Source organism: Desulfacinum infernum DSM 9756 (genome assembly GCF_900129305.1).
GTDB lineage: Bacteria > Desulfobacterota > Syntrophobacteria > Syntrophobacterales > DSM-9756 > Desulfacinum > Desulfacinum infernum.
In genome coordinates this window covers 56,830-76,397 of record NZ_FQVB01000017.1, presented here as the reverse complement: position 1 = coordinate 76,397, position 19,568 = coordinate 56,830, and the positions used below count along the sequence as shown (strand labels likewise).

General features: G+C 62.7%; 17 protein-coding genes. 5 read left to right on the top strand and 12 right to left on the bottom strand.

What is annotated here, in order from left to right:
- Nucleotides 1-87: 87 nt before the first annotated feature.
- The 4 genes from BUB04_RS09765 to BUB04_RS09750 form a co-directional block, all read right to left on the bottom strand.
- Entirely contained in the window at nucleotides 88-1,740 is a 1,653-nt protein-coding gene (locus BUB04_RS09765; protein WP_073038819.1) for an acyl-CoA synthetase, read from the bottom strand.
- A 156-nt stretch (nucleotides 1,741-1,896) separates the two neighbouring features.
- On the bottom strand, nucleotides 1,897-2,676 hold the full coding sequence (locus BUB04_RS09760; protein ID WP_073038817.1) for an enoyl-CoA hydratase/isomerase family protein: 780 nt from the start codon (nucleotides 2,674-2,676) through the stop codon (nucleotides 1,897-1,899).
- A gap of 264 nt (nucleotides 2,677-2,940) precedes the next feature.
- Entirely contained in the window at nucleotides 2,941-4,614 is a 1,674-nt protein-coding gene (locus BUB04_RS09755) for a long-chain fatty acid--CoA ligase (protein ID WP_073038815.1), read from the bottom strand.
- 174 nt (nucleotides 4,615-4,788) lie between these two features.
- Nucleotides 4,789-6,312, bottom strand: coding sequence for a class I adenylate-forming enzyme family protein (locus tag BUB04_RS09750; RefSeq protein WP_073038813.1), 1,524 nt, complete (start codon nucleotides 6,310-6,312; stop codon nucleotides 4,789-4,791).
- A 711-nt stretch (nucleotides 6,313-7,023) separates the two neighbouring features.
- Here BUB04_RS09750 and BUB04_RS09745 point away from each other — a divergent pair.
- From BUB04_RS09745 to BUB04_RS09735, 4 genes are read left to right on the top strand one after another with little or no spacing between them, the layout of a single operon-like run.
- Nucleotides 7,024-7,440 (top strand): MerR family transcriptional regulator, encoded by a 417-nt coding sequence (locus tag BUB04_RS09745; protein WP_073038812.1) that lies wholly within the window; start codon nucleotides 7,024-7,026, stop codon nucleotides 7,438-7,440.
- On the top strand, nucleotides 7,437-7,889 hold the full coding sequence (locus BUB04_RS20085) for an AMP-binding protein (RefSeq protein WP_218588420.1): 453 nt from the start codon (nucleotides 7,437-7,439) through the stop codon (nucleotides 7,887-7,889). The genes BUB04_RS09745 and BUB04_RS20085 overlap by 4 nt, the downstream gene beginning before the upstream one ends.
- Complete coding sequence (locus BUB04_RS20080; protein WP_337833397.1) at nucleotides 7,792-8,940, top strand: class I adenylate-forming enzyme family protein; 1,149 nt, start codon at nucleotides 7,792-7,794, stop codon at nucleotides 8,938-8,940. The genes BUB04_RS20085 and BUB04_RS20080 overlap by 98 nt, the downstream gene beginning before the upstream one ends.
- 28 nt (nucleotides 8,941-8,968) lie before the next feature.
- Entirely contained in the window at nucleotides 8,969-10,213 is a 1,245-nt protein-coding gene (locus BUB04_RS09735) for an acyl-CoA dehydrogenase family protein (RefSeq protein WP_073038810.1), read from the top strand.
- 49 nt (nucleotides 10,214-10,262) lie between these two features.
- Here the strand turns inward: BUB04_RS09735 and BUB04_RS09730 are convergent, their stop codons facing one another.
- The 6 genes from BUB04_RS09730 to BUB04_RS19330 form a co-directional block, all read right to left on the bottom strand.
- Nucleotides 10,263-11,093, bottom strand: coding sequence for an ABC transporter ATP-binding protein (locus BUB04_RS09730; protein WP_073038808.1), 831 nt, complete (start codon nucleotides 11,091-11,093; stop codon nucleotides 10,263-10,265).
- 54 nt (nucleotides 11,094-11,147) lie between these two features.
- The gene (locus tag BUB04_RS09725) at nucleotides 11,148-12,152 is read right to left on the bottom strand and encodes an NAD(P)H-quinone oxidoreductase (RefSeq protein WP_218588418.1); all 1,005 of its coding nucleotides are present in this window, start codon (nucleotides 12,150-12,152) and stop codon (nucleotides 11,148-11,150) included.
- Nucleotides 12,152-12,832 (bottom strand): RadC family protein, encoded by a 681-nt coding sequence (gene radC / locus BUB04_RS09720; protein WP_073038806.1) that lies wholly within the window; start codon nucleotides 12,830-12,832, stop codon nucleotides 12,152-12,154. Before radC ends, BUB04_RS09725 begins: the two co-directional genes overlap by 1 nt.
- Nucleotides 12,789-13,469, bottom strand: coding sequence for an MlaC/ttg2D family ABC transporter substrate-binding protein (locus tag BUB04_RS09715; protein ID WP_178371956.1), 681 nt, complete (start codon nucleotides 13,467-13,469; stop codon nucleotides 12,789-12,791). Before BUB04_RS09715 ends, radC begins: the two co-directional genes overlap by 44 nt.
- A gap of 288 nt (nucleotides 13,470-13,757) precedes the next feature.
- Nucleotides 13,758-14,933: a class I SAM-dependent rRNA methyltransferase gene (locus BUB04_RS09710; RefSeq protein WP_073038804.1), complete on the bottom strand. Its 1,176-nt coding sequence runs from the start codon at nucleotides 14,931-14,933 to the stop codon at nucleotides 13,758-13,760.
- A gap of 89 nt (nucleotides 14,934-15,022) precedes the next feature.
- Nucleotides 15,023-15,292, bottom strand: a complete 270-nt coding sequence (locus BUB04_RS19330; RefSeq protein ID WP_073038802.1) for a hypothetical protein — start codon at nucleotides 15,290-15,292, stop codon at nucleotides 15,023-15,025.
- A 524-nt stretch (nucleotides 15,293-15,816) separates the two neighbouring features.
- Between BUB04_RS19330 and BUB04_RS09700 the strand changes: the two genes are divergently transcribed.
- Nucleotides 15,817-16,470 carry an LOG family protein gene (locus BUB04_RS09700; protein ID WP_073038800.1) on the top strand — a complete coding sequence of 218 codons (654 nt, stop codon included), beginning with the start codon at nucleotides 15,817-15,819 and terminating at the stop codon, nucleotides 16,468-16,470.
- Nucleotides 16,471-16,702: 232 nt separating this feature from the next.
- Here the strand turns inward: BUB04_RS09700 and BUB04_RS09695 are convergent, their stop codons facing one another.
- Both BUB04_RS09695 and BUB04_RS09690 read right to left on the bottom strand, forming a co-directional pair.
- Nucleotides 16,703-18,190, bottom strand: coding sequence for an Rne/Rng family ribonuclease (locus tag BUB04_RS09695; RefSeq protein ID WP_073038798.1), 1,488 nt, complete (start codon nucleotides 18,188-18,190; stop codon nucleotides 16,703-16,705).
- Nucleotides 18,187-19,542, bottom strand: a complete 1,356-nt coding sequence (locus tag BUB04_RS09690) for a CoA activase (protein ID WP_073038795.1) — start codon at nucleotides 19,540-19,542, stop codon at nucleotides 18,187-18,189. The genes BUB04_RS09695 and BUB04_RS09690 overlap by 4 nt, the downstream gene beginning before the upstream one ends.
- Nucleotides 19,543-19,568 lie beyond the last annotated feature (26 nt).

Genomic DNA, 19,568 nt, shown 5'->3' with positions numbered 1-19,568 from the left:
GCAAAAGCCTGAGTGCGTTGAAGCAGACGCCGGGACGGCCCCGGCCGGGGGGCCGGAAGGCCGTCGGATCCCGACGTCTGCATGCCATCAGCGGAAAAGATCGTTGTAGTGCTTTCGGAGGTCGCGCTTGAGGATCTTCCCCGTGGGCGTCTTGGGAAGGGCATCCACCACCACCACGGCCTTGGGCACCTTGAAGCCGGCCAACTCCCGCTTGCACAGGGCGATGATCTCCTCTTCCGTGACGGTCTCGCCCGCCTTGGGCACCACGATGGCCGTCACCGCCTCCACCCACTTGGGATGGGGCACGCCGATCACCGCCACCTCCGACACCCGCGGATCCGTGTAGATCACCTCCTCCACCTCCCGGGTGGACACGTTTTCGCCGCCCGTCTTCACCATGTCCTTCTTGCGATCCACCACGGTGATGTAGCGGTCCCCGTCCAGAACGCCCACATCCCCCGAATGGAACCAGCCGCCGGCCATGGCCTCTTCGGTCTTTTCCGGATCCTTGAAGTACATGAGCATCACATGGGGGCCGCGGCCGCAGATTTCGCCGGGAACACCCGGGACTTCCACGGGCTGGCACAGGTCGTCCAGGAGGGTGGTTTCCATGTTGAGGCCGCCCATGCCGGCGGAACCCGGCTTGGTGAGCTGGTCGGCGGGTTTGAGGATCGTGTGGTACGGGGAAAGCTCCGTCTGGCCGTAGTAGTTGTAAAGACGCCGGCAGGACGGCAGCCGCCGCTGGATCTCCTTGAGGATCTCCACGGGCATGATGGAGGCGCCGTAGTAGCCCTTCTGCACCGAAGAAAGATCCCGCTTTTCGAAGTCGGGATGGCGCAAGAGCCCGATCCAGACCGTGGGCGGGGCGAAAAAGACCGTGGCCCGGTGTCTTTCGATCTGTTCCAGGATGGTGGGCACATCGGCCGTGGGAAGCAGCACGTTGGTGGCCCCCAGCCACAGGAAGGGCGTGAGGAAGACATCGCGCTGGGCGCAGTGGAAGATGGGCAGCGCGTTCAGGTTCACGTCCTCGGAGGAATACTCCCCGTCCACGATGGCCCCCATGTACTGGGCCATGAGGGACTGGTTGGTGAGCACCACGCCCTTGGGAAGGGACTCGGTGCCGCTGGTATAGGTCATCTGCACGGGATCCTCGATGTAGAGGTCCACGGCCGGCTCTTCCGGGGACTGGGCCTCCGTCCAGGCGTCGAAGTCGAGCCAGCCTTCCGGGGCCGTTTTTCCCGCCCCCTGGTTGGACCAGATCCGGTGGGACACCGTGGGCATGTCGTCCAAAACGCCGTCCACCAGTTCGGCCAGAGCGTCTTCCACGATGAAAAAGCGCGCTTCCGAATGGTTGATGCAGTAGGCGATGTCCTTTCCCCGCAACAGATAGTTGATGGCCAGGTAGATGCCTCCGGCCTTGGCCGTGCCCAGCCAGGTGAGCACGTGGTGGAGGGTGTTGTGGGCCAGGATGGCCACCCGGTCGAAACGCCGGAGTCCCAGGGAGAGGAGCCCCTGGGCCACGCGGTTGGTGGCTTCCTCCAGCTGGGCGTAGGTGAGCACCTTGTCTCCGAAGATGAGAGCGGGTTTGTGGGGATAGCGGTAGGCGCTTCGCCGCACGATATCCGCGATGACCCAGCGGGTGATGCGGTTGTAGCGCGTCCGCAGAAACTGGATGCTCTCCCGGTCGAAACGGTGATAGTGCCCCTGATCCTCACTCTTCAGCGGTTTTCCTTGCACCATGAGCGCGCTCCTTTCGGGGTGGGAGGGAAAAGGTAAAAGGTGAAAGGTCAAAGGTTAAAGGGGCAAGGGGAAAGGAACATGCCCCCCTACCCCATATCCCACACCCCTTTATCCCTTATCCCTTTACCTTTGGCCTTGTCCCTTTGACCTTGCATCTCACACAAACTTGGGTGGTCGTTTTTCCACAAACGCCCGCAGCCCTTCCCGGCCGTCTTCGTGACGGGCGCATGCCGCCAGGGCCCGGCGTTCCCGTTCCGCCTGGGTTTCGAAGTCGTTCTGGAAAGCCCGGTTGAAGAGATCCTTGCAGCGGGCGAAGGAATGAAGCGAACGTTCGGCCAGGCGATTGAGCATGTCGAGGGCCTCGTCCCGGGCGGCGCCGTCTTCGGCCAGCCGGGTGACCAGCCCCCATTCCAGGGCCTTCTCGGCCGGGATCCGTTCGTCGAAGGCGGCGATCTCCAGGGCCCGGGCCATCCCCACCAGGCGCGGCAGGGTGAACGTGCCTCCCCCGTCGATGCATAACCCGTTGGACGTGTAGGCCTGCTGGAAGAAGGCCGACTTTTCCATCACCCGAAAATCGCAGGCAAGCGCCAGGGTGAAGCCCGCGCCTGCCGCCGCTCCCTGGACGGCGGCCGCCACCGGTTTCGGCATGTTGCGAAGTTCCACCGCCACCCGGTTGAGCTGACCGGCCAGGGTATGGAAGGACACCCCCGGATCGTCGGCAAAGTCCAGAGCCCACTTCAGGTCCCCTCCGGCGCAAAAGGCCTTGCCCCGGCCCGTCAGGAGTACCCCGCGGACGGAAGCGTCCGCCGCCGCGGCCGTGAGGGCGTCGGCCAGTTCGGTCATGAGCTGCAAGTTCAGAGCGTTCAGGTTCTTGGGCCGATTCATGGCCACCTCGCGAACCATTCCATGATCGACGATTTCCACCAGTTCAGGCATCGTTTTCCATCCTCCCTTCCACGGACAGGCTCCCCGCATATGTCACACCTATCACTTATTCAATCCCCCCCGCCCCCCCTTTGACAAAGGGGGGAGCAATCATCGAATCTGCACTCATCACTCATCACTCATTACTCATCACTCATTACTCATCACTCATTACTCATCACTCATTACTCATCACTCATTACTCATCACTCATTACTCGTCACTCATTACTCGTCACTCATTACTCGTCACTCATTACTCGTCACTCATTACTCGTCACTCATTACTCGTCACTCCATAGTAGTCCGCATATTGCTCCCGGGCCACGCGCTTGGCGAATTTGCCCACGCTGGTCTTGGGGATGGCGTCCACGAAGAGCACGTCGTCGGGCAGCTGCCACTTGGCGAAATGGGGGCGGATGAAGTCCAGGACGGCCTCCTTGGTGAGGGTTCCCCGGGCGCTTTCCTGGGGCACCACCAGGGCCAGCGGCCGTTCCTCCCACTTGGGATGCGGGATGCCGATCACGGCCGCCTCCAGCACGTCCGGATGCGCCATGATGGCGTTTTCCAGGTCGATGGACGAGATCCACTCCCCGCCGCTCTTGATGAGGTCCTTGAAGCGGTCGGTGATCTTCAGGTACCCGTTGGGGTCGATGGTTCCCGCATCGCCGCTTCGCCAGTAACCGTCCCGGGCGAAGGATTCGTCGCTCCGGGGATCGTTGTAGTAGCTACGGGTAATCCAGGGACCGCGGATGAGCACTTCGCCCACCTTGCTCCCGTCCCGGGGAAGTTCCGTCCCGTCGGGGCCCACCACCTTCACGTCCAGCCCCGGAACGGGAAGGCCCTGCTTCTTTCGGAGCTCCCAGCGTTCCTCTTCCGAAAGGTCCTTCAGGGTCGGCTTCAGGTGGTTCACGGTCACCAGGGGAGCCGTTTCCGTGGCCCCGTAGGCGTGGATCACCCGGGCGCCGCCCAGTTCATGGTATCCCTTCATGAGGGCCAGGGGCGGTTCCGTGGCGCCGCTGATCATGCGAAGACCCGTGAGATCCGGCTTTTGGCTCATCTTCTTGATGTGGTGCAGCATGGGCAGAAAGATGGCCGGCGCCCCGCAGGTCACGGTCACCTTCTGTTCCACCAGAAGATCCACGAGGGACGAGGGGTCCTCCATGGTGTAGCGGCCTGGAAAGACCAGTTTCGCCCCCAGCATGGGCCCGCAGAAAAACATGCCCCAGCCCTGGGCGTGGAACATGGGAACGATCTGCAGGATGACATCGTCCTGGGTCATGTTCAAGGCCTGGGCGATGGCCAGGGTGTGCAGGTACATGGCCCGGTGCGAATTGTAGACCCCCTTGGGCTTTCCGGTGGTCCCGGACGTGTAGCAGGCCGTGCAGGCCGACCGTTCGTCGATCCAGGGAAAATCGAAGTCGTCGTCGCTTTCCGCAATGAGCGCTTCATAGTCGTGAGCGGCGGGGTAAGCGGTTTCAGGAAGACCCCGGCCCAGATCGTCCAGGACGATCACTCCCTGCACGGTGGGACATTCCGCCGCCAAGGGTTCCATGAGGGGCAACAGGGAGGCACAGACGGCCACGAACCGGGCTTCGCTGTGGTTCACCACGTAGGCCCGTTCGGCACCGGAAATGCGGGGGTTGAGTTCCAGGAGGACCGCGCCGACGCCTGATACGGCGAAGTAGAGTTCCATGAACCGGTGGGTGTTCCAGTCCAGGGCGCCCACCCGGTCGCCCGGCCGCACCCCGATCCCTTGCAGGGCCTTGGCGAGCCGTTTCACGCGGATCCAGGTTTCGCCGTAGGTGGTCCGGTGGAGGCTCCCGTCCAGATTCCGGGACACCACCTCCGCCTCCGGATAGGTCCGGGCCGCATGTTTCAGGAAGGTGATCATGTTGAGCGGATAGTCGTCGTTGGACGTGGCCGGAAATCCTTGGATGAGTTGGCTCATGGCTGGTCCTCCATTTTGCTGATTCGGCTATGAAATTCCCTGGAATGGATCAAGAAAGGGACAAGGATTAGAAGGGATAAGGGGTAGGGGATAGACGGAGGCGTGTCCCATACTCCCTGCCATTTTCCCCCTCCCCCTTTTACCTTTTGCCTTTCCCCTTTCGCCTCTTGCCTTCTACCCCACGAGCGCGGCTCGAATGTCCTTCTTGAGGATCTTTCCGGCGGCGCTCTTGGGAAGTTCCTCCCGGAAGACGACGGCCTTGGGGCACTTGTATCCGGCCAGGTTCTTCCGGCAGTGGGCCAGGATCTCCTCTTCGCTCACGGCGGCCCCCGGGCGGGGGACCACCACGGCGGTCACACGCTCCCCCCACCTCTCGTCGGGAAGGCCGATCACGGCCGTCTCGAAAACCGCCGGATGGGACGCGATCACCTCCTCCACCTCCCGGGAATAGACGTTTTCACCTCCCGTGACGATCATGTCCTTTTTCCGGTCCACCAGGTAGATGAAGCCCTCCTCGTCCTTCTTTCCCAGGTCGCCCGTGTGGTACCAGCCGTTCCGGACGGCTTCCGCCGTGGCCTGGGGGTTCTTGTCGTAGCCCATCATGAAGTTTCCGCGGTTGACGATCTCGCCCACTTGGCCGGGGGGCCGTTCCCGGCCGCTTTCGTCGAAGATCTTCACGTCGCAGATGGTGAGGGGTACGCCCACGGAAGCGGGTTTTCGAAGCACGTCTTCGGGGCGAAGGATCGTTGTGCACGGAGAGGCCTCGGTCATGCCGTAGGTATCGCCCATCCGCGCGTTGGGGAACATCTCCAGGACCGCCCGGCGCATGTCGGCGGGCATGTACATGGCGCCGTTGATCACCATGCGGACTCTGGACGTGTCGTAGCGGCCGCGGTCCGGGTAGGCCAGGAGCATGCGCCAAAGGGTGGCGGGCCCCCAGGTGAAGGTGACCTGGTGGTCCTGGATGCTCTGGAAGATCTCACCCAGGTCCACCGCGGCGTGGAGAACCTGGGTGGCCCCCAGCAGAACCCCCGTGACGGCGAATCCGTTCAGGGAGGCGCTGTGGTAGAGGGGCGGCACCACCTGGAGCACATCGTCGTGGCGCATGCCGTAGTCCATGATCATGGCCATGGCGTTGAAAAGGGAATTCTTGTGGCTGAGGACCGCTCCCTTGGGAACACCGGTGGTCCCGGCCGTGTAGAGCACCACGTTCTGGTCGTAGAGAAGCACGGTCTCGTCGGGTTCCCGGGGATCTCCCCCCTGCAGGACCGATTCGTAGGACAGGACGCCGTCCCCTTCCCGGCCGTGGCAGAGGAAGGCCCGCACCTTGGGAAGGTCGCCCTTGATGGACGCCACGGTGTCGTGGAAGGCTTGGTGGAAGATGACGCAGACGGCGTCCGCGTGGTCGATCTGGTAGTGGAGTTCCCGGCCCACCAGCCGGACGTTGAGCGGCACGCCCACGGCCCCCATCTTGGCCACGGCGAAATGGATTTCCAAAAAGGTGCTGGTGTTGGGAAAAAGGTAGGCCACCCGGTCCCCTTTGCGCACCCCGAGGCGGCTCAAGGCATTGGCCAGCCGGTTGGCGCGTTCGTTGAGCTGGGAGAAGGTGAGGGACGGTCCGCCGTAGTTGATGACCGCCGTCTTATGGGGAAACTTGCCTGCGGTGAGAGTCAACACGTCGCCGACACTGTCCAGCATGGGATCCTCCTTTGGTTCCGGTGGGGTTCAGGGTTCTCCGTCTTGGCGGCGCCCGGAAGCTTGTCTGAGAAGGGCTCTGCGGCTCAAGATGTCGGGGAAGTTCCGTTCCCTTCGAAGCCGCGGGGCTTCAGCTCCGCGGGAAAGGGCCATGGCAACCCTTTGAAGTCAGAGCCAGCACCCGGGGGCCTATCCGGCGTCCGGGGGCTCTTCCGCAGCCCTCAAGGGCGGCACTAGGAAAGAAGCGATCATCCCCAGCATTTTCAGACGCCCTTCCGGGGGTCAGGTCGGATGGACTCGGGTTTTTCGGGACCGGGCAGAGCGGGTCAGGGGGGAGCCCAGGGAGCGTGTGCACGTGGGAGAGGGGAGAGGGTCCCGGCCCATCTAACTGGGCGCTCGTTCAGTTAGATGCCCCAAAACCTCCCCGCACGTCAAGGGAAAAGGCGTGAGGCGTTAAAAACGTGGCTGGGAGTGGAGGGGGATGTCACGGGGTATCTTTCCGCCGGGTGCCCGTCGCAATGCGCACTTCTTTCGCAATGGGAGGCCGCAGACGAAACCCCTACTGATCTCGCTGCCTTTCCAGGAAGATCCCGCCCCGTCAACCCTATCCCCTATCCCTTTCCCCTTGCACCTTGCACCTTGCACCTTCAAGACGAAGACTTGACAGGCCGGAAGACCTTACGTTAACGTTAACGTTACTTATAGGGGGTCGCCATGACATCGCAGGAAAACCGCACGAAACAGACCTTCACCATCTCCCAGCTGGCCGCCCAGTTGGACATCAGCCCCCGGGCCATCCGCTTCTACGAAGAAAAGGGCCTTATCAGCCCCCGGCGCACGCCGGGAAACCAGCGCATCTACACCGCCAAGGACCGGGCGCGCCTGAAACTCATCCTGCGCGGCAAGCGCTTCGGGTTCAGCCTGGACGAGATCGCCGAGATGATCGGCATGGCGGATACGGACGTGGACGAAGTGGCCCAGATCGAAAAAAGCCTGGCCTACGGCCGCAGGAAGCTGGAGGAGATCCGGGACCGCATGCGGGACCTGATCCTCCTGGAGCAGGACCTTTTGGCCGTCCAGAAGAAGCTGGAAAAGCGCCTGGAAGAACTCAAACGGGAGGGAAAGCCATGAATCTGGTGGAGATGGTGGACCGCAATGCACGAAAGTTCGGATCCAAGGACGCGATCCGGTACCAGGGCCGGGGCGTGTCGTTCCGGGAACTCAAGGATCGGGCGGAACGGGCCGCGGGGGTTTTGCAGGCCCGGGGGATCGAGCCCGGGGACGTGGTGGCTGTCATGAGCCAGAACACGCCCGATTTCGTCACAACCTTTTTCGGGGCCCAGAAGGCCGGAGCCGCCGTGGTGCCCGTGAACCACAAGCTGGCCGCTCCGGAAGTGCGCTACATCCTGGAGCACAGCGGCGCCAAGATCTTTCTCTTCGACGGGTCTCTCGCCCAAAACGGCGAGCGCCCTCAACCTTCCCATCCCCCAGATCGCCCTGGACAGCCCGGCTCCGGACCGGCCCCTGCTGGCGGAACTGCTGGAATCCGCACCGGCGTTCCAGCCCGTGGCCGTTTCTGACGACGCCACGGCCGAGATCCTCTACACCAGCGGCACCACGGGAAAGCCCAAGGGCTGCGTCCTCACCCACCGAAGCGTCATCATGGCGGCCATTACCGGGGCCCTGGCCGTGAAGATGGACGAATACGACCGGCTTCTCATGGCCATGCCCATCTGGCATTCCTCCCCGCTGAACAACTGGTTCCTGGGAGCCTGCTACGTGGGAGCCACCACGGTACTCCTTCGCGAATATCACCCGCTCCACTTCCTGCAGGCGGTCCAGGACGAGCGCTGCACCCTCTACTTCGGCGCTCCCATCTCCTATCTCCTGGCCCTTCAGATGATCCCCAACTTCGACGACTTCGACCTTTCATCCATGCGGGCGTGGATCTACGGCGGCGGCCCCATCGCCCCGGAGACCGTCCGCATGCTCCAGGCGCGCTACAAGAGCGACCGGTTCTACCAGGTCTACGGCATGACCGAAGCGGGCCCCACCGGCACGGTGCTCCCTCCCCGCGCCCACGCCACCAAGGCGGGCTCCATCGGCAACAAGGGCCTTCCCGGCGCGGACCTCATCGTCATGAAATCGGAAACCGAGGAAGCCGGCCCGGGCGAGACGGGCGAAATCTGGCTCAAGGCCGATTCCATGATGCAGGGCTACCTGGACGATCCCGAAGCCACCCGCCAGGTCTTTTGCGACGGCTGGTACCGGACGGGAGACATGGCACGCATCGACGAGGACGGCTATCTCTATATCGTGGATCGGCTGAAGGACATGATCGTAACCGGCGGCGAGAACGTCTATTCCAAGGAGGTGGAGGACGCCCTGGTGGAACACCCCCACGTGGCCCAGGTGGCCGTGATCGGAACCCCGCATCCCGACTGGGGTGAGACGGTGACGGCCATCGTCGTGCCGGCGCCGGGAGCGGAACCCAGCCCGGAAGGACTCAGCCGGTTTCTCCAGGATCGTCTGGCCAGATACAAGATTCCACGGATCTACCACTTCGTGGACGCCCTGCCCCACACCCCCACCGGCAAGGTGATGAAGTACAAGCTTCGGGAGATGTTTTGATTTTGAACCCAGAAAAGGAGATCCGGTCATGTTCGACCACTTGCTGGACCAAAGGACGCGCCGGTGGCGCGACGAAGTGCGCGATTTCGTCAAGTCCGTGCCGCGCCAAATGATCCTCGACATGGATGCGGACAAGATCCGCTTTCCCAAGGAATTCTTGCAGGAAGCCGGCCGGCGGAACCTCCTGGGCTGCCGCTATCCCAAGAAATGGGGCGGCCGGGAAATGGACTGGGTGAGCACCTGCGTGGCCATGGAGGAGGTGGGAACCCTGGGCTATATCTTTGCCTGCACCTTCGGGGTTGGGGCGGAACTGGTCTGCGACGCCATCGTGCTTCACGGCACCGACGCCCAGAAGGAGCGCTACGTAAAGCCTCTGCTCAAGGGGGAGATCTTCGCCGCCGAGTGCCTCACCGAACCCCGGGGCGGATCGGACTTTTTCGGGGCCACCACCACGGCGGTGGACAAGGGGGACCACTTCGTCCTGAACGGCCAGAAGCGCTTCATCGTGGGCGGGGAGGGCGCGGACTACTTCCTGGTCTATGCGCGGACCGACCCGGATGCGGAACCCCATAAGGGGATCACCTGTTTCATCGTGGACCGGGGCCCCGGGGTGGAAACGTCCTATCTGTACGGCCTCATGGGATGCCGCGGCGGAGGCACCAGCCGCCTGGTCTTCCGGGACGTGAAGGTGCCCAGGGAAAACGTGCTGGGGGCCGTGAACGGGGGTGTGGAGGTCTTCAAGACCATGATGATTCCCGAACGGCTGGGAACGGCCGCCATGACCGTCGGCGCCGCCCGGCCCGCCCTGGAGGTGGCCACGGGCTATTCCACGCGCCGGAAGGCCTTCGGGCGCCCCATCAACGAATTCCAGGGGGTGAGCTTCCAGGTGGCCGAGGCGGCCATGCTCCTGGACGCCTCCCGGGCCATGGTGCACGTGACCGCCAAGGCCGTGGACGAGGGCGCGCCGGCTTCCACCGTCCGGCGCATGATCTCGGAAACCAAGAAGTTCGTCACCGAGTCGTGCCAGAAGGTGGCCCACAACGCCATGCAGGTCATGGGCGGGATCGGCTACACCACCATCTTTCCCGTGGAGCGCATCTACCGCGATCTTCGGCTGGCGTCCATCTGGACCGGCACCAACGAGATCATGTCGGTGATCATCGCCAACGAGTGGTACAAGGAATACTGGAAGATGAAGGAGGCGCGCCTCACCCGGGACGTGGAGATGGACGCCCCGGGCGCCGACGATGTGGAAGAAAAAGTGTACGAGTAGGGGTATGGGATAAAGGATTGAAGGATTAAAGGATTAAAGGATTAAAGGATTAGGAGGGGTTTTTGGGGTGGGCCCAGTAGCGGCCGCCCCGCCGCTCCACGTGCATGGGAAGGCCGAAGGCTTCCTGCAGGTTTTCCGCCGTGAGCACGCCGTCCTTGGGGCCATGGGCCAGGCAGCGGCCGTCTTTCAGAAGCAGGACGTGGGAAAAGGCGGGCGTGATCTCTTCCAGATGGTGAGTCACCAGCACCAGCGTGGGCCCGTCCGGGGAAGTCCCCAGCGCATCCAGCGTGGCGAGAAGGCGTTCCCGGGCCACCACGTCCAGGCCTGAACAGGGCTCGTCCAGGATGAGAAGGCGGGGGTCGCACATGAGCGCCCGGGCGATGAGCATCCGCTGCTTTTCCCCCTGGCTCAGCACCCCGTAGGGGCTTTCCAGCACGTGATCGCAGCCCAGCCGCCGGGCGAGCCGCCGCGCCTTTTCATAGTCCGCCTCCGTGGGCGCGTCGAAGACCCCGATGGAGGCGAACTTTCCCCCCACGATGAGATCCAGCGGCCTTTGGCCGGGAGGAATCCGCTCCTGCAGGAAGGAACCCACCCAGCCGATGCTTTTGCGAAGCTCCCTCAGGTCCACCTGTCCGAAGGTTTTGCCCAGCACCGTGACCGCACCCCGGGTGGGCCACAGATACCCGGCCAGAAGAAGAAGGAGCGTGGTCTTTCCCGACCCGTTGGCTCCCACCACGGCCCAGTGCTGGCCCGGTTCCACGCGCCAGGAAATCCGGCGAAGGATTTCCTTTTTCGATCGGACGAAATCCACCCCTTCCAGTGAGATCCACCCTCGGCCGTTTTCCTCTTCCACCCTGCTCCGTACCCTTTCTTGGACCATTATTCCACGGAACTCCGCAGCTCCTAATCCTTTAATCCTTCAATCCTTAATCCTTTATTCGTTCCACTGGAGGACGATCTTGCCGAAATGCTTGCCGTCCTTCAAGTACCGGTGCGCGGCTTCCGCTTCGGTGATGGGAAAGATCCGATCCACCACGGGCTTCACCCGGCCGCGGGCAAGCATCGGCAGCACTTCTTTTTGGAAAGACGCAATGATCTTGGCCTTCTCTTCCCGGGACCGGCTGCGAAGAACCGATCCCAGGAGGCGTAGCCGCTTGGTGAGGACCGGCGCCAGGGAAAAACTCGCCTGGTGGCCGCCCATGAGGCCGATGAAGATGAGGCGTCCCCGGGGAGCCAGAAGGTCCACGTGTCTTTCCAGGTAGGGCGCGCCGATCCAGTCCAGGATCACGTCCACGCCGAGCCCTTCGGTCCAGGTCCGAACGGCCTCCGCAAAATCGCCTGTCTTGTAGTTCAGCGCCAGATCCGCCCCCAGATCCCGGCACCGCTCCACCTTCCAGTCTTCACCGCAGGTGGCGGCCACCTGCACGCCCTTGGCCCTGGCCAGCTGGACCGCTGCCGTTCCCACGCCGCTTCCGCCCCCGTGCAAAAGGAGCGTCTCGCCGGAGACCATGCCCCCTTCCAGGAAAAGGTTGAGATGGGCCACGATGAAGACCTCCGCGGCGGCCGCAGCTTCCACAAAGGAAAGGTTTTCCGGGATGGGCAGGAGGTGTTCAGCGGGCACGGCACAGTAGCGCCCATAGCCGCCTCCGGCCACCACGCCGAAGACTCGGTCCCCTTCGTTCCAGGCCACGTCCGCCGAGCCCCGCTCCACCACGTAGCCCGCCAGGTCCAGCCCCGGGATGTCCGGGGCGCCCGGCGGAGGGGGATAGAGACCGCGGCGCTGCAGAAGATCCGCCCGGTTGACGGAGCAGGCTTCCACCTGCACCAGCACTTCTCCCGGACCGGGCACGGGACGCGCCACCCGGGCAAGCTCCAGGGCATTCCAACCGCCCCGGTCTTCCGTTTCGCGCACCACCACGGCCGGCATGGTCTTTTCCATCAGTCCATCTCCCCTCTTTCGGCAAAGGAGTAATAGCGGGGGCCCGCCAAAATGATGTGGTCGTGGACGGCGATGTCCAGGTCTCCCAGAAGGCGGCGAAGCTTCCGCGTGAGCTGCCGGTCCGCCGCGGACGGCTCCGGCTCTCCGCTGGGGTGGTTGTGGGCCAGGATGACGGCCGTGGCCCGGTGCCTCAGGGCCGCTTCCACCACCAGGCGGGGAAAGACGGCCGTGCGGTTGACGGTCCCTTCCTGAATTCGCTCCACGGCGATGAGCCCGTTCTGGCTGTTGAGGGCCAAAATGCAAAAGATCTCTTTTCGTTCCGCTTCCAGATGCCCTTGCAGGTAGCGCACGGCGTCCCGGGTGGAACCGAGCGTGGTGACGGTCCGCCACCGATCCTGATGGTATCTTTCCAGAAGCCGGGGAAGGAGAGTGAGGAGCAGGGCCGCGTGAGGCCCCACTCCATCCACCTGGGTCAGTTCCTGGACCGTGGCGTCCAGGACCGCGGAAAGCGACTGAAACCGCTCCAGGAGGGCCCTGGCCGCGGGTTTTACGTCCCTTCGGGGGATGGCGAAGGTGAGCAGGAGTTCCAGGACCTCGTGGTCGTGGAACCCCTCCAAGCCGCTTCGAAGGAACCGCTCACGAAGCCTCTTTCGATGTCCTTCCGGCCCCAAGGCTGTCATTCTTTTCCAACTCGGCGACCTTGTCCTTGAGCATGGCGAACAGATCGTCCACCGACTTGTTGACCAGGATGGAATCGAACTGCTTGCGGTAGTTGTTCACGTAGCTCACCCCTTCGATCACCACGTCGTAGACCATCCAGCCCTTGTCCGTCTGGATCATGCGGTATTCCACGGGAACCATCTGGTCCTGGTAGGCCACCCGGGTCTTGACCTGGGCGTAACGGCCCAGGATTCTTTCCTCGTCATAGGCGATGGTCTGCTTCTGACCGCAGGTGTAGGTGTCCACCCGACCGATGTAGGTGAAATAGAGCAGGTCCTTAAAGAGACGCAGGAATTCGTCCTGCTGGGCCGGGGTGAGTTTCTTCCAGTGGCGCCCCAGCGCACGGCGGCCCATTTCTTCAAAATCCACGTAGTCGTAGGCGATCTTCTTGATCTCTTCCCGCTTTTGCCGCCGCACCTCATCGGACTCTTCGTCGCGGCAGACGTTCAGGACCGCCAGGGCCCGATCGGTGCCGCTCTTGATCACATCCAGGGGACCCGGGCCTTGGGCGTGCACCGGGCTCGACCAAAACCACGGCAGGAGCAGAAAAAGAAAGACCACCACATGTGAAATTCGTCTCATGAAGCAGCGTACCATGGGGAACTCCTTCAGCCTTTCAACCGGATTCGTGTGCGATGGGCGATGCCGACGACAAGAAGCGGGCTCCCTAAACGCATCGGCACGGACCGGGTTTCGGATAAATGCTCGACTGCCGCTCATTTCTTTCCTTGATAATCCATCCCGCCTGTTCTTGTAAAGGCGGCGCCGGAATCCGTGATCCGTAATCCGGGAACCGGGAGGCGGGAGGCGGACTCCGCCGCCCCAAGTCCATGCCCCTCCCTGATCCTCTAATCCTTGATCCTTCAATCCTTCAATCCTTCCGTCCTATGTTCTATCCAGGACCTGGAGGAAGTGGCACTTCAAATACCGGGTTTCCGGCATGGCGGCCAGAACCGGGTGATCCAGCGCCTGGCCCCGGGCTTCCAGAATCCGCAGGGTTCTTCCCGCCGCCTGGGCGGCCCGAACCAGCATGTCCTGAAAGAGGGGCTCGGACACGTGGTAGGAACAGGAGCAGCTCACCAGGATGCCGCCGGGCCGGAGCGCCAGCATGGCCCGCCGATTGAGGTCCGTGTAGCCCCGGAGGGCGTTCTTGAGAGCGCTCTTGGTCTTGGCGAACGCCGGGGGGTCCAGGATCACCACGTCGAAGGCGTTGCGGCCGGCCCTCTTGAGAAAATCGAGAACGTCCGAGGCATGGAACCGGCAACGGTCTTCCAGGCCGTTTGCGGCCGCATCGCGGGCCGCACGATCCACGGCTTCACGGGACTGGTCCACCCCCACCACCCGGCGGGCGCCCGACGCGGCAGCCACCAGGCTCCAAGCCCCCTGATAGCAGAAAAGATCCAGCACCTCCGCGTCCTTCACCCACCGGCGGAGGGCTTCCCGGTTGTCCCGCTGATCCAGAAAGAGGCCGGTCTTTTGGCCGTTCAGGGGGTCCACGGTCAGGGTGAGCCCGTGGAGCGGCACTTGGAGGGATTCGGGAAGGTCGCCTCGGACCACCCGTTTTTCCAGCGAAAGTCCTTCCAGGAGGCGCGCACGGGTGTCGTTTCGGGCCACCACGGCGCGGGGTTGCAGGAGATCCGCCAGCACCTCCTCCACCATGGGCTCCAGGACGGCCATGCCCGCCGTGGTCACCTGAGCGACCAAGACGTCCTCGTAGCGGTCCACGATCAATCCGGGCAGCCCGTCCGACTCGCCGTACACGAGCCGGTAGGTGTTCTCGCCGGGATACGCCTGCTGCCGGTAACGCAGCGCCTGCCGGATCCGCTCTTCCAGCCATGACCGATCCGGCCTCACCCCGGCGGGTGCGGCCAGACGCACGGCGATGAGGGAATGGGGGTTGATGTAGCCCGAACCCAGCCGGACGCCCTTGGGCGACACCACGTCCACCCACCGGCCCGGCTCAAAATCCTTGAGGGGACCGTCCACTTCGTTGCTGAAGATCCAGCGGTGTCCCTGGATCACCCGCCGGTCCGCCCCCGGTTTCAGTTTGACTTCGTCCATTTTCCCTTCTTTCCATGGGCCGCGAAGGCCCCAACAAAAAAAGCGCCCCCGGGGAGCGCTCCAGTTCGAAAGGGGCCTTGGCCGGCCGCTTATTCTTCTTCCGGCTTCAAGGACTCCAGGATGATCTGGTATTCGTCGTAGATCTTGGCGTCGCTTTCGATGATCTCGTACAGATCGTCCAGTTCCATCCGGATGACGGCGTCCTTGTCCGGAGCCTCCTCCTTCAGTTCGATCCAGATCCAGTCCAGCAACATTTCTTCGGCGAAGGAGTAGCCCTCTTCGTTCCGGTCCAGGGTGCCGGCTTCCAGCTTCCGGCTCACCTTCCTGAGGGCGGTTCTCACGAATTCTTTCATTTCCATAGGATGTCGGCCTCCGTTTCCGTCTGGGAAAAAGTCGCTTTTGGTGCATGGTCCAAGCGCATTGGCTTGATAACGAATTTTCTATCGTCATTCAATACATTTCCCGATGATGGGAGGAAAAAGGCGGAAGGGACAAGGCCCAAGGAGCTTGTCTCAGAACGCCAGGGACGACCACGTTATTCGTAGCGCAGCCCTTTAGGGCTGCGGAGGAATCTTCCAACGTCGGATGGGCCATCAGTTGTTACCTCTCACTTTATTGGTTTATGGCGACCCCTTTTCCGCGGGGCTGAAGCCCCGCGGCTACGAAAGAAGGAGGATCCTTCGTCGGTTGACGAAGGAAACTTGTTCTCGGACAAGCTCCAAGGGCCTTTCGCGACAAACATCGCCGAGGAAATGAGCGGACGAAAAAGATCGCGGTCGCGGACCAACCAGGAAGCAGCTCCCTTGGGATTTGGGAGTGAGGTGTGCTAGGGTTGAGTCCTTCCGGAACGGTTGGATTATCCACGAAACCATGGGAGTGGCAGATGAAGGAGCGACAGTACATCATCGACGCGATGACGGTGCAGGATTCCTGGCGTTTGTTCAAGATCATGGCGGAATTTGTGGACGGGTTCGAGGTGCTGGCGGACATCTACCCGGCCGTGAGCATGTTCGGGTCGGCGCGGGTGCGTCCCGGCGATCCAGACTACGAAAAGGCGGTGGAGATCGCCCGTAAGCTGGCCCAGGCGGGATACAACATCATCACGGGGGGCGGGCCCGGCATCATGGAAGCCGGCAACAAGGGAGCCCGGGAAGGGGGCGCCCGGTCCGTGGGACTGAACATCGAACTGCCCATGGAACAGGAAGGAAATTCCTACGCCGACGTCCAGATCAAGTTCAAGTACTTCTTCGTCCGCAAGGTGATGTTCGTGAAATACGCCCAGGCCTACGTGGGCATGCCGGGCGGCTTCGGCACGCTGGACGAAGTCTTCGAGGCCCTCACCCTCATGCAGACCAAGCGCATCAAGCCCTTTCCCGTGATCCTGGTGGGGAGCGACTACTGGAACGGGCTGCTCCAGTGGATCCGGGATACGCTCCTGGCCAGGCACCTCATCTCGTCGGACGACCCGGATCTGGTCACGGTGGTGGACGAACCCGACCAGGTGGTGAGGCTCATCAAGAAGTTCGTGATCGTCTGACCACAGCCGGCGGGAACCGATCCCCTACGAGGCTGTCCGAAAACGACTGATCTCCGTCATTCAACGCCCATTCGTCATTTCCGCGAAACTTGTCCCCGGCTTGAACGGGGAGCGGCGATCCAGGATTTCCGGCAACTTATGGACTCCCGCTTGCGCGGGAGTGACGGTTGGCGGAGTCCTCGGGCAGCCTCCTAGCACGAAAAGCCCCCCATATCCCTTATCCCATACCCCTCTACCCCTTCTCCTCCGTTTCCACGGTAACGAATTCCAGGTGTCCTTCGTGGGGGGCGAGCTGGGAAGAGGCTTCGATGGTGATTTCCTTGCCGAAGTGGTCCTCCAGGTACACCAGGTCGTTTCGCTTGCGGTTGAGCAGATAGTGGGCCACGTCGGTGGAGAAGCGCCCGCGCACGGCCACCACGTCGTCCTTGAGCAGCCCGTTCCAGATCTTCCGGAGGTACCAGACGGCGGACGCTTCCGTGGAGCGCACCATCCCGGTTCCTTCGCAGTAGGGACAGTCCCGGTAGGATCCCAGTTGGATGTTGAGCCCCAGGTGCTGGCGCGATATTTCCAGCAGCCCGAACTGGGAGATGCGCCCCACCTTGATCTTGGCCTTGTCCTTCTTGGTTTCGTCCCGAAGGCGGCGTTCCACGTTGCGGATGTGCTGGCGGCTTCGCATGTCGATGAAGTCCACCACGATGAGACCGCCCAGATCCCGCAGGCGCAGCTGCTTGGGAATCTCCTGGGCCGCCTCCAGGTTTACCCGGTAGCTGCTTTCTTCCAGGGCCGAATCCCGGGTGGCCCGCCCCGAATTGACGTCGATGGCCACCAGGGCCTCTGTGGTGTCGATAATGAGGTAGCCTCCGGACTTGAGCGGGACCTTTTTCTGAAACAGTTGGTCGATCTGGTCTTCCAGGTTGTACTTGTTGAAGAGGGGCGCGTCGCCCTTGTAGAGTTTCACCACGTGCTGGTGGCGCGGGCTGATGATCCGCAAAAACTCCTTCACCCGCCGAAAGATCTCCATATCGTCCACCCAGATGGTTTTGATGCTCGGAGTGAAGTAGTCCCGCACCACCCGGATGGCCAGATCCCTCTCGCGGTAGATGAGGCACGGTGCCTGGGATTCCTGGACCCTTTTGAGGATCTCGTCCCAGATGCGCATGAGGTAGCGCAGATCCTTCTGGATTTCGCGCTTGGTGCGCCCTTCCGCCGCCGTGCGAAGGATGATCCCCATCTCTTCGGGAAGTTCCAGTTCCTGGGCGATCTCGCGGAGCCGCTCGCGCTGGGCTTCGTCTTCGATCTTTCGGGATACCCCCCGCTGGGATTGCCCCGGGGCGATCACCACGTAGCGGCCCGCGATGGACACATAGGTGGTGAGCGCCGCTCCCTTGGTCCCAATCTCCTCCTTGGTGACCTGGACCAGCACTTCCTGGCCGGTCTTGAGCACGTCCTGGATCCGGGGGTGCCCTTCCACCTCGGTGGCGTAGTAATCCGGGTGGATCTCCGAGATGGGGAGAAAGCCGTTTCGGTCCGCCCCGTAGTCCACGAAGGCCGCCTGCAGGGAAGGCTGCACGTTGACCACGATGCCCTTGTAGATGTTGCCCACCACCTTGCCGCGCGTGGCCGTCTCAATGAAAAAGCCCTCCAGGGACTGGCCTTCCACCAGGGCCACTCGGAACTCCTCCGGATGGGACGCGTTGATCAGTAGATGCTGTGCCGTCATATCCTCCGTTTCCCGTTCTGTTGGCGGTCTCGATACTGGCGCGCCTGATACACGAAGGTTCTCAGGGCCACCTCCCGGTTCGGCTGGACCGTCCCGTCGTAGGGCGCGTCCAGGTAGGGCACGCGCTTTTGGAGCAGGAGCGGCTTGAGGATCGCCGAACAGATGGTGCTGGGCATGCACGTGAAGGGAAAGACGTTGACGATGCCGTGGAACCCTTCGTGAACGTGGGCCAGCGCCCCGCCAATACTTAAGGCGGCTTCCGTTCCGATTTCAAAGGAAAAATGCCTTCCGCCGTCCAGAAATTTTTCGATTTCCCGAACGGAGTGGTCGGGCTGGATATCCAGATGGCGGAGCACCCGGGCGTACACCTGGCGCTGGCGCCAGGCCTGCCAGGCGTTTTCCACCCTCTGGACCGCCGCGGTCTTGAGGGCTTGCCTGAGGGCGCGTCGGTCCTTTCGGCGAAAGGCCAGCGCCGCGTTGCGCTTCATCTTGCGCAGCCGCTCGTGGCTCACGAAGTTGATCCACTCGGCAATGGACGCATCCACCACCTCACCCCCGTGGCGTTCGATCTCCCGGACGATGTCCTGATTGGATTCGGGATGGGTCCGAAGATAGATCTCCCCCACGATGCCGATCCGGGGCTTTCGGGGAATTCGAGGGTCCACGAAGCCGGCCGCCGTCTTCGCCACGTCCTCCACCAGGTCCAGCATCGCCTGAAAGTCCCGGGCTTCACCCACCCGTTCGATGAGGGACTCCATGGCCCGGGCCGCTTCCTCCATGAAACCGTCGGTCATCCCCTCCCGAAGCTCGTAGGGCCGAACCCGCCACACGATGCGGTCGAAGACGTCGGCGATGACGGCCGCCACGTAGGCCACCCGTCGGAAGTAGCGGGCCTTTTCGGCCGGAAGGAGTCCCGCCACGGAGTAGGCGTCCTGGGTGGAAAGGTAGGTGATGGGGATGTCGCGGTATTCGGGGAAGGTATCCAGAACCAGGCGCTGCAGCTTGTTGTACATGCCGAACCGGCACGGGCCGTCCGATTCGGGAAGAAAATAGACATAACGGCGGGGATCGAAGCCGGGCCCCAACCGAACCTTTTCCTGCTGCAGGAAATGAAGGATGTCCCCCAGGGTCACCTGGCAGGGGAAACATTCCTTTCCCGACGTGTACTCCTTTCCCAGGGAAAGGCCCTTGTAGGTTTCCATGACCACGGCGGGAACCCCGAAGGCCCGGAAGCTCGCGGCCAGAAACCTGGTACCGAAGGGCGTCATCCGGGGCAGCAACAGCACCCGGCCCGTCACGTCGAAGCGCTGCACCAGTCGAAGTCGAGCGGTGTCCATTTTCCTTTCGTCCATGATCCGTCACCTTGATGAAAGGAGCC

Excerpts from the sequence above, each read along its gene's own strand:
- BUB04_RS09765 (WP_073038819.1), bottom strand. The coding sequence starts at position 1,740 with ATGGTGCAAGGAAAACCGCTGAAGAGTGAGGATCAGGGGCACTATCAC.
- BUB04_RS09760 (WP_073038817.1), bottom strand. The coding sequence starts at position 2,676 with ATGCCTGAACTGGTGGAAATCGTCGATCATGGAATGGTTCGCGAGGTG.
- BUB04_RS09755 (WP_073038815.1), bottom strand. The coding sequence starts at position 4,614 with ATGAGCCAACTCATCCAAGGATTTCCGGCCACGTCCAACGACGACTAT.
- BUB04_RS09750 (WP_073038813.1), bottom strand. The coding sequence starts at position 6,312 with ATGCTGGACAGTGTCGGCGACGTGTTGACTCTCACCGCAGGCAAGTTT.
- BUB04_RS09745 (WP_073038812.1), top strand. The coding sequence starts at position 7,024 with ATGACATCGCAGGAAAACCGCACGAAACAGACCTTCACCATCTCCCAG.
- BUB04_RS20085 (WP_218588420.1), top strand. The coding sequence starts at position 7,437 with ATGAATCTGGTGGAGATGGTGGACCGCAATGCACGAAAGTTCGGATCC.
- BUB04_RS09735 (WP_073038810.1), top strand. The coding sequence starts at position 8,969 with ATGTTCGACCACTTGCTGGACCAAAGGACGCGCCGGTGGCGCGACGAA.
- BUB04_RS09730 (WP_073038808.1), bottom strand. The coding sequence starts at position 11,093 with ATGGTCCAAGAAAGGGTACGGAGCAGGGTGGAAGAGGAAAACGGCCGA.
- BUB04_RS09725 (WP_218588418.1), bottom strand. The coding sequence starts at position 12,152 with ATGGAAAAGACCATGCCGGCCGTGGTGGTGCGCGAAACGGAAGACCGG.
- radC (WP_073038806.1), bottom strand. The coding sequence starts at position 12,832 with ATGACAGCCTTGGGGCCGGAAGGACATCGAAAGAGGCTTCGTGAGCGG.
- BUB04_RS09715 (WP_178371956.1), bottom strand. The coding sequence starts at position 13,469 with ATGGTACGCTGCTTCATGAGACGAATTTCACATGTGGTGGTCTTTCTT.
- BUB04_RS09710 (WP_073038804.1), bottom strand. The coding sequence starts at position 14,933 with ATGGACGAAGTCAAACTGAAACCGGGGGCGGACCGGCGGGTGATCCAG.
- BUB04_RS19330 (WP_073038802.1), bottom strand. The coding sequence starts at position 15,292 with ATGGAAATGAAAGAATTCGTGAGAACCGCCCTCAGGAAGGTGAGCCGG.
- BUB04_RS09700 (WP_073038800.1), top strand. The coding sequence starts at position 15,817 with ATGAAGGAGCGACAGTACATCATCGACGCGATGACGGTGCAGGATTCC.
- BUB04_RS09695 (WP_073038798.1), bottom strand. The coding sequence starts at position 18,190 with ATGACGGCACAGCATCTACTGATCAACGCGTCCCATCCGGAGGAGTTC.
- BUB04_RS09690 (WP_073038795.1), bottom strand. The coding sequence starts at position 19,542 with ATGGACGAAAGGAAAATGGACACCGCTCGACTTCGACTGGTGCAGCGC.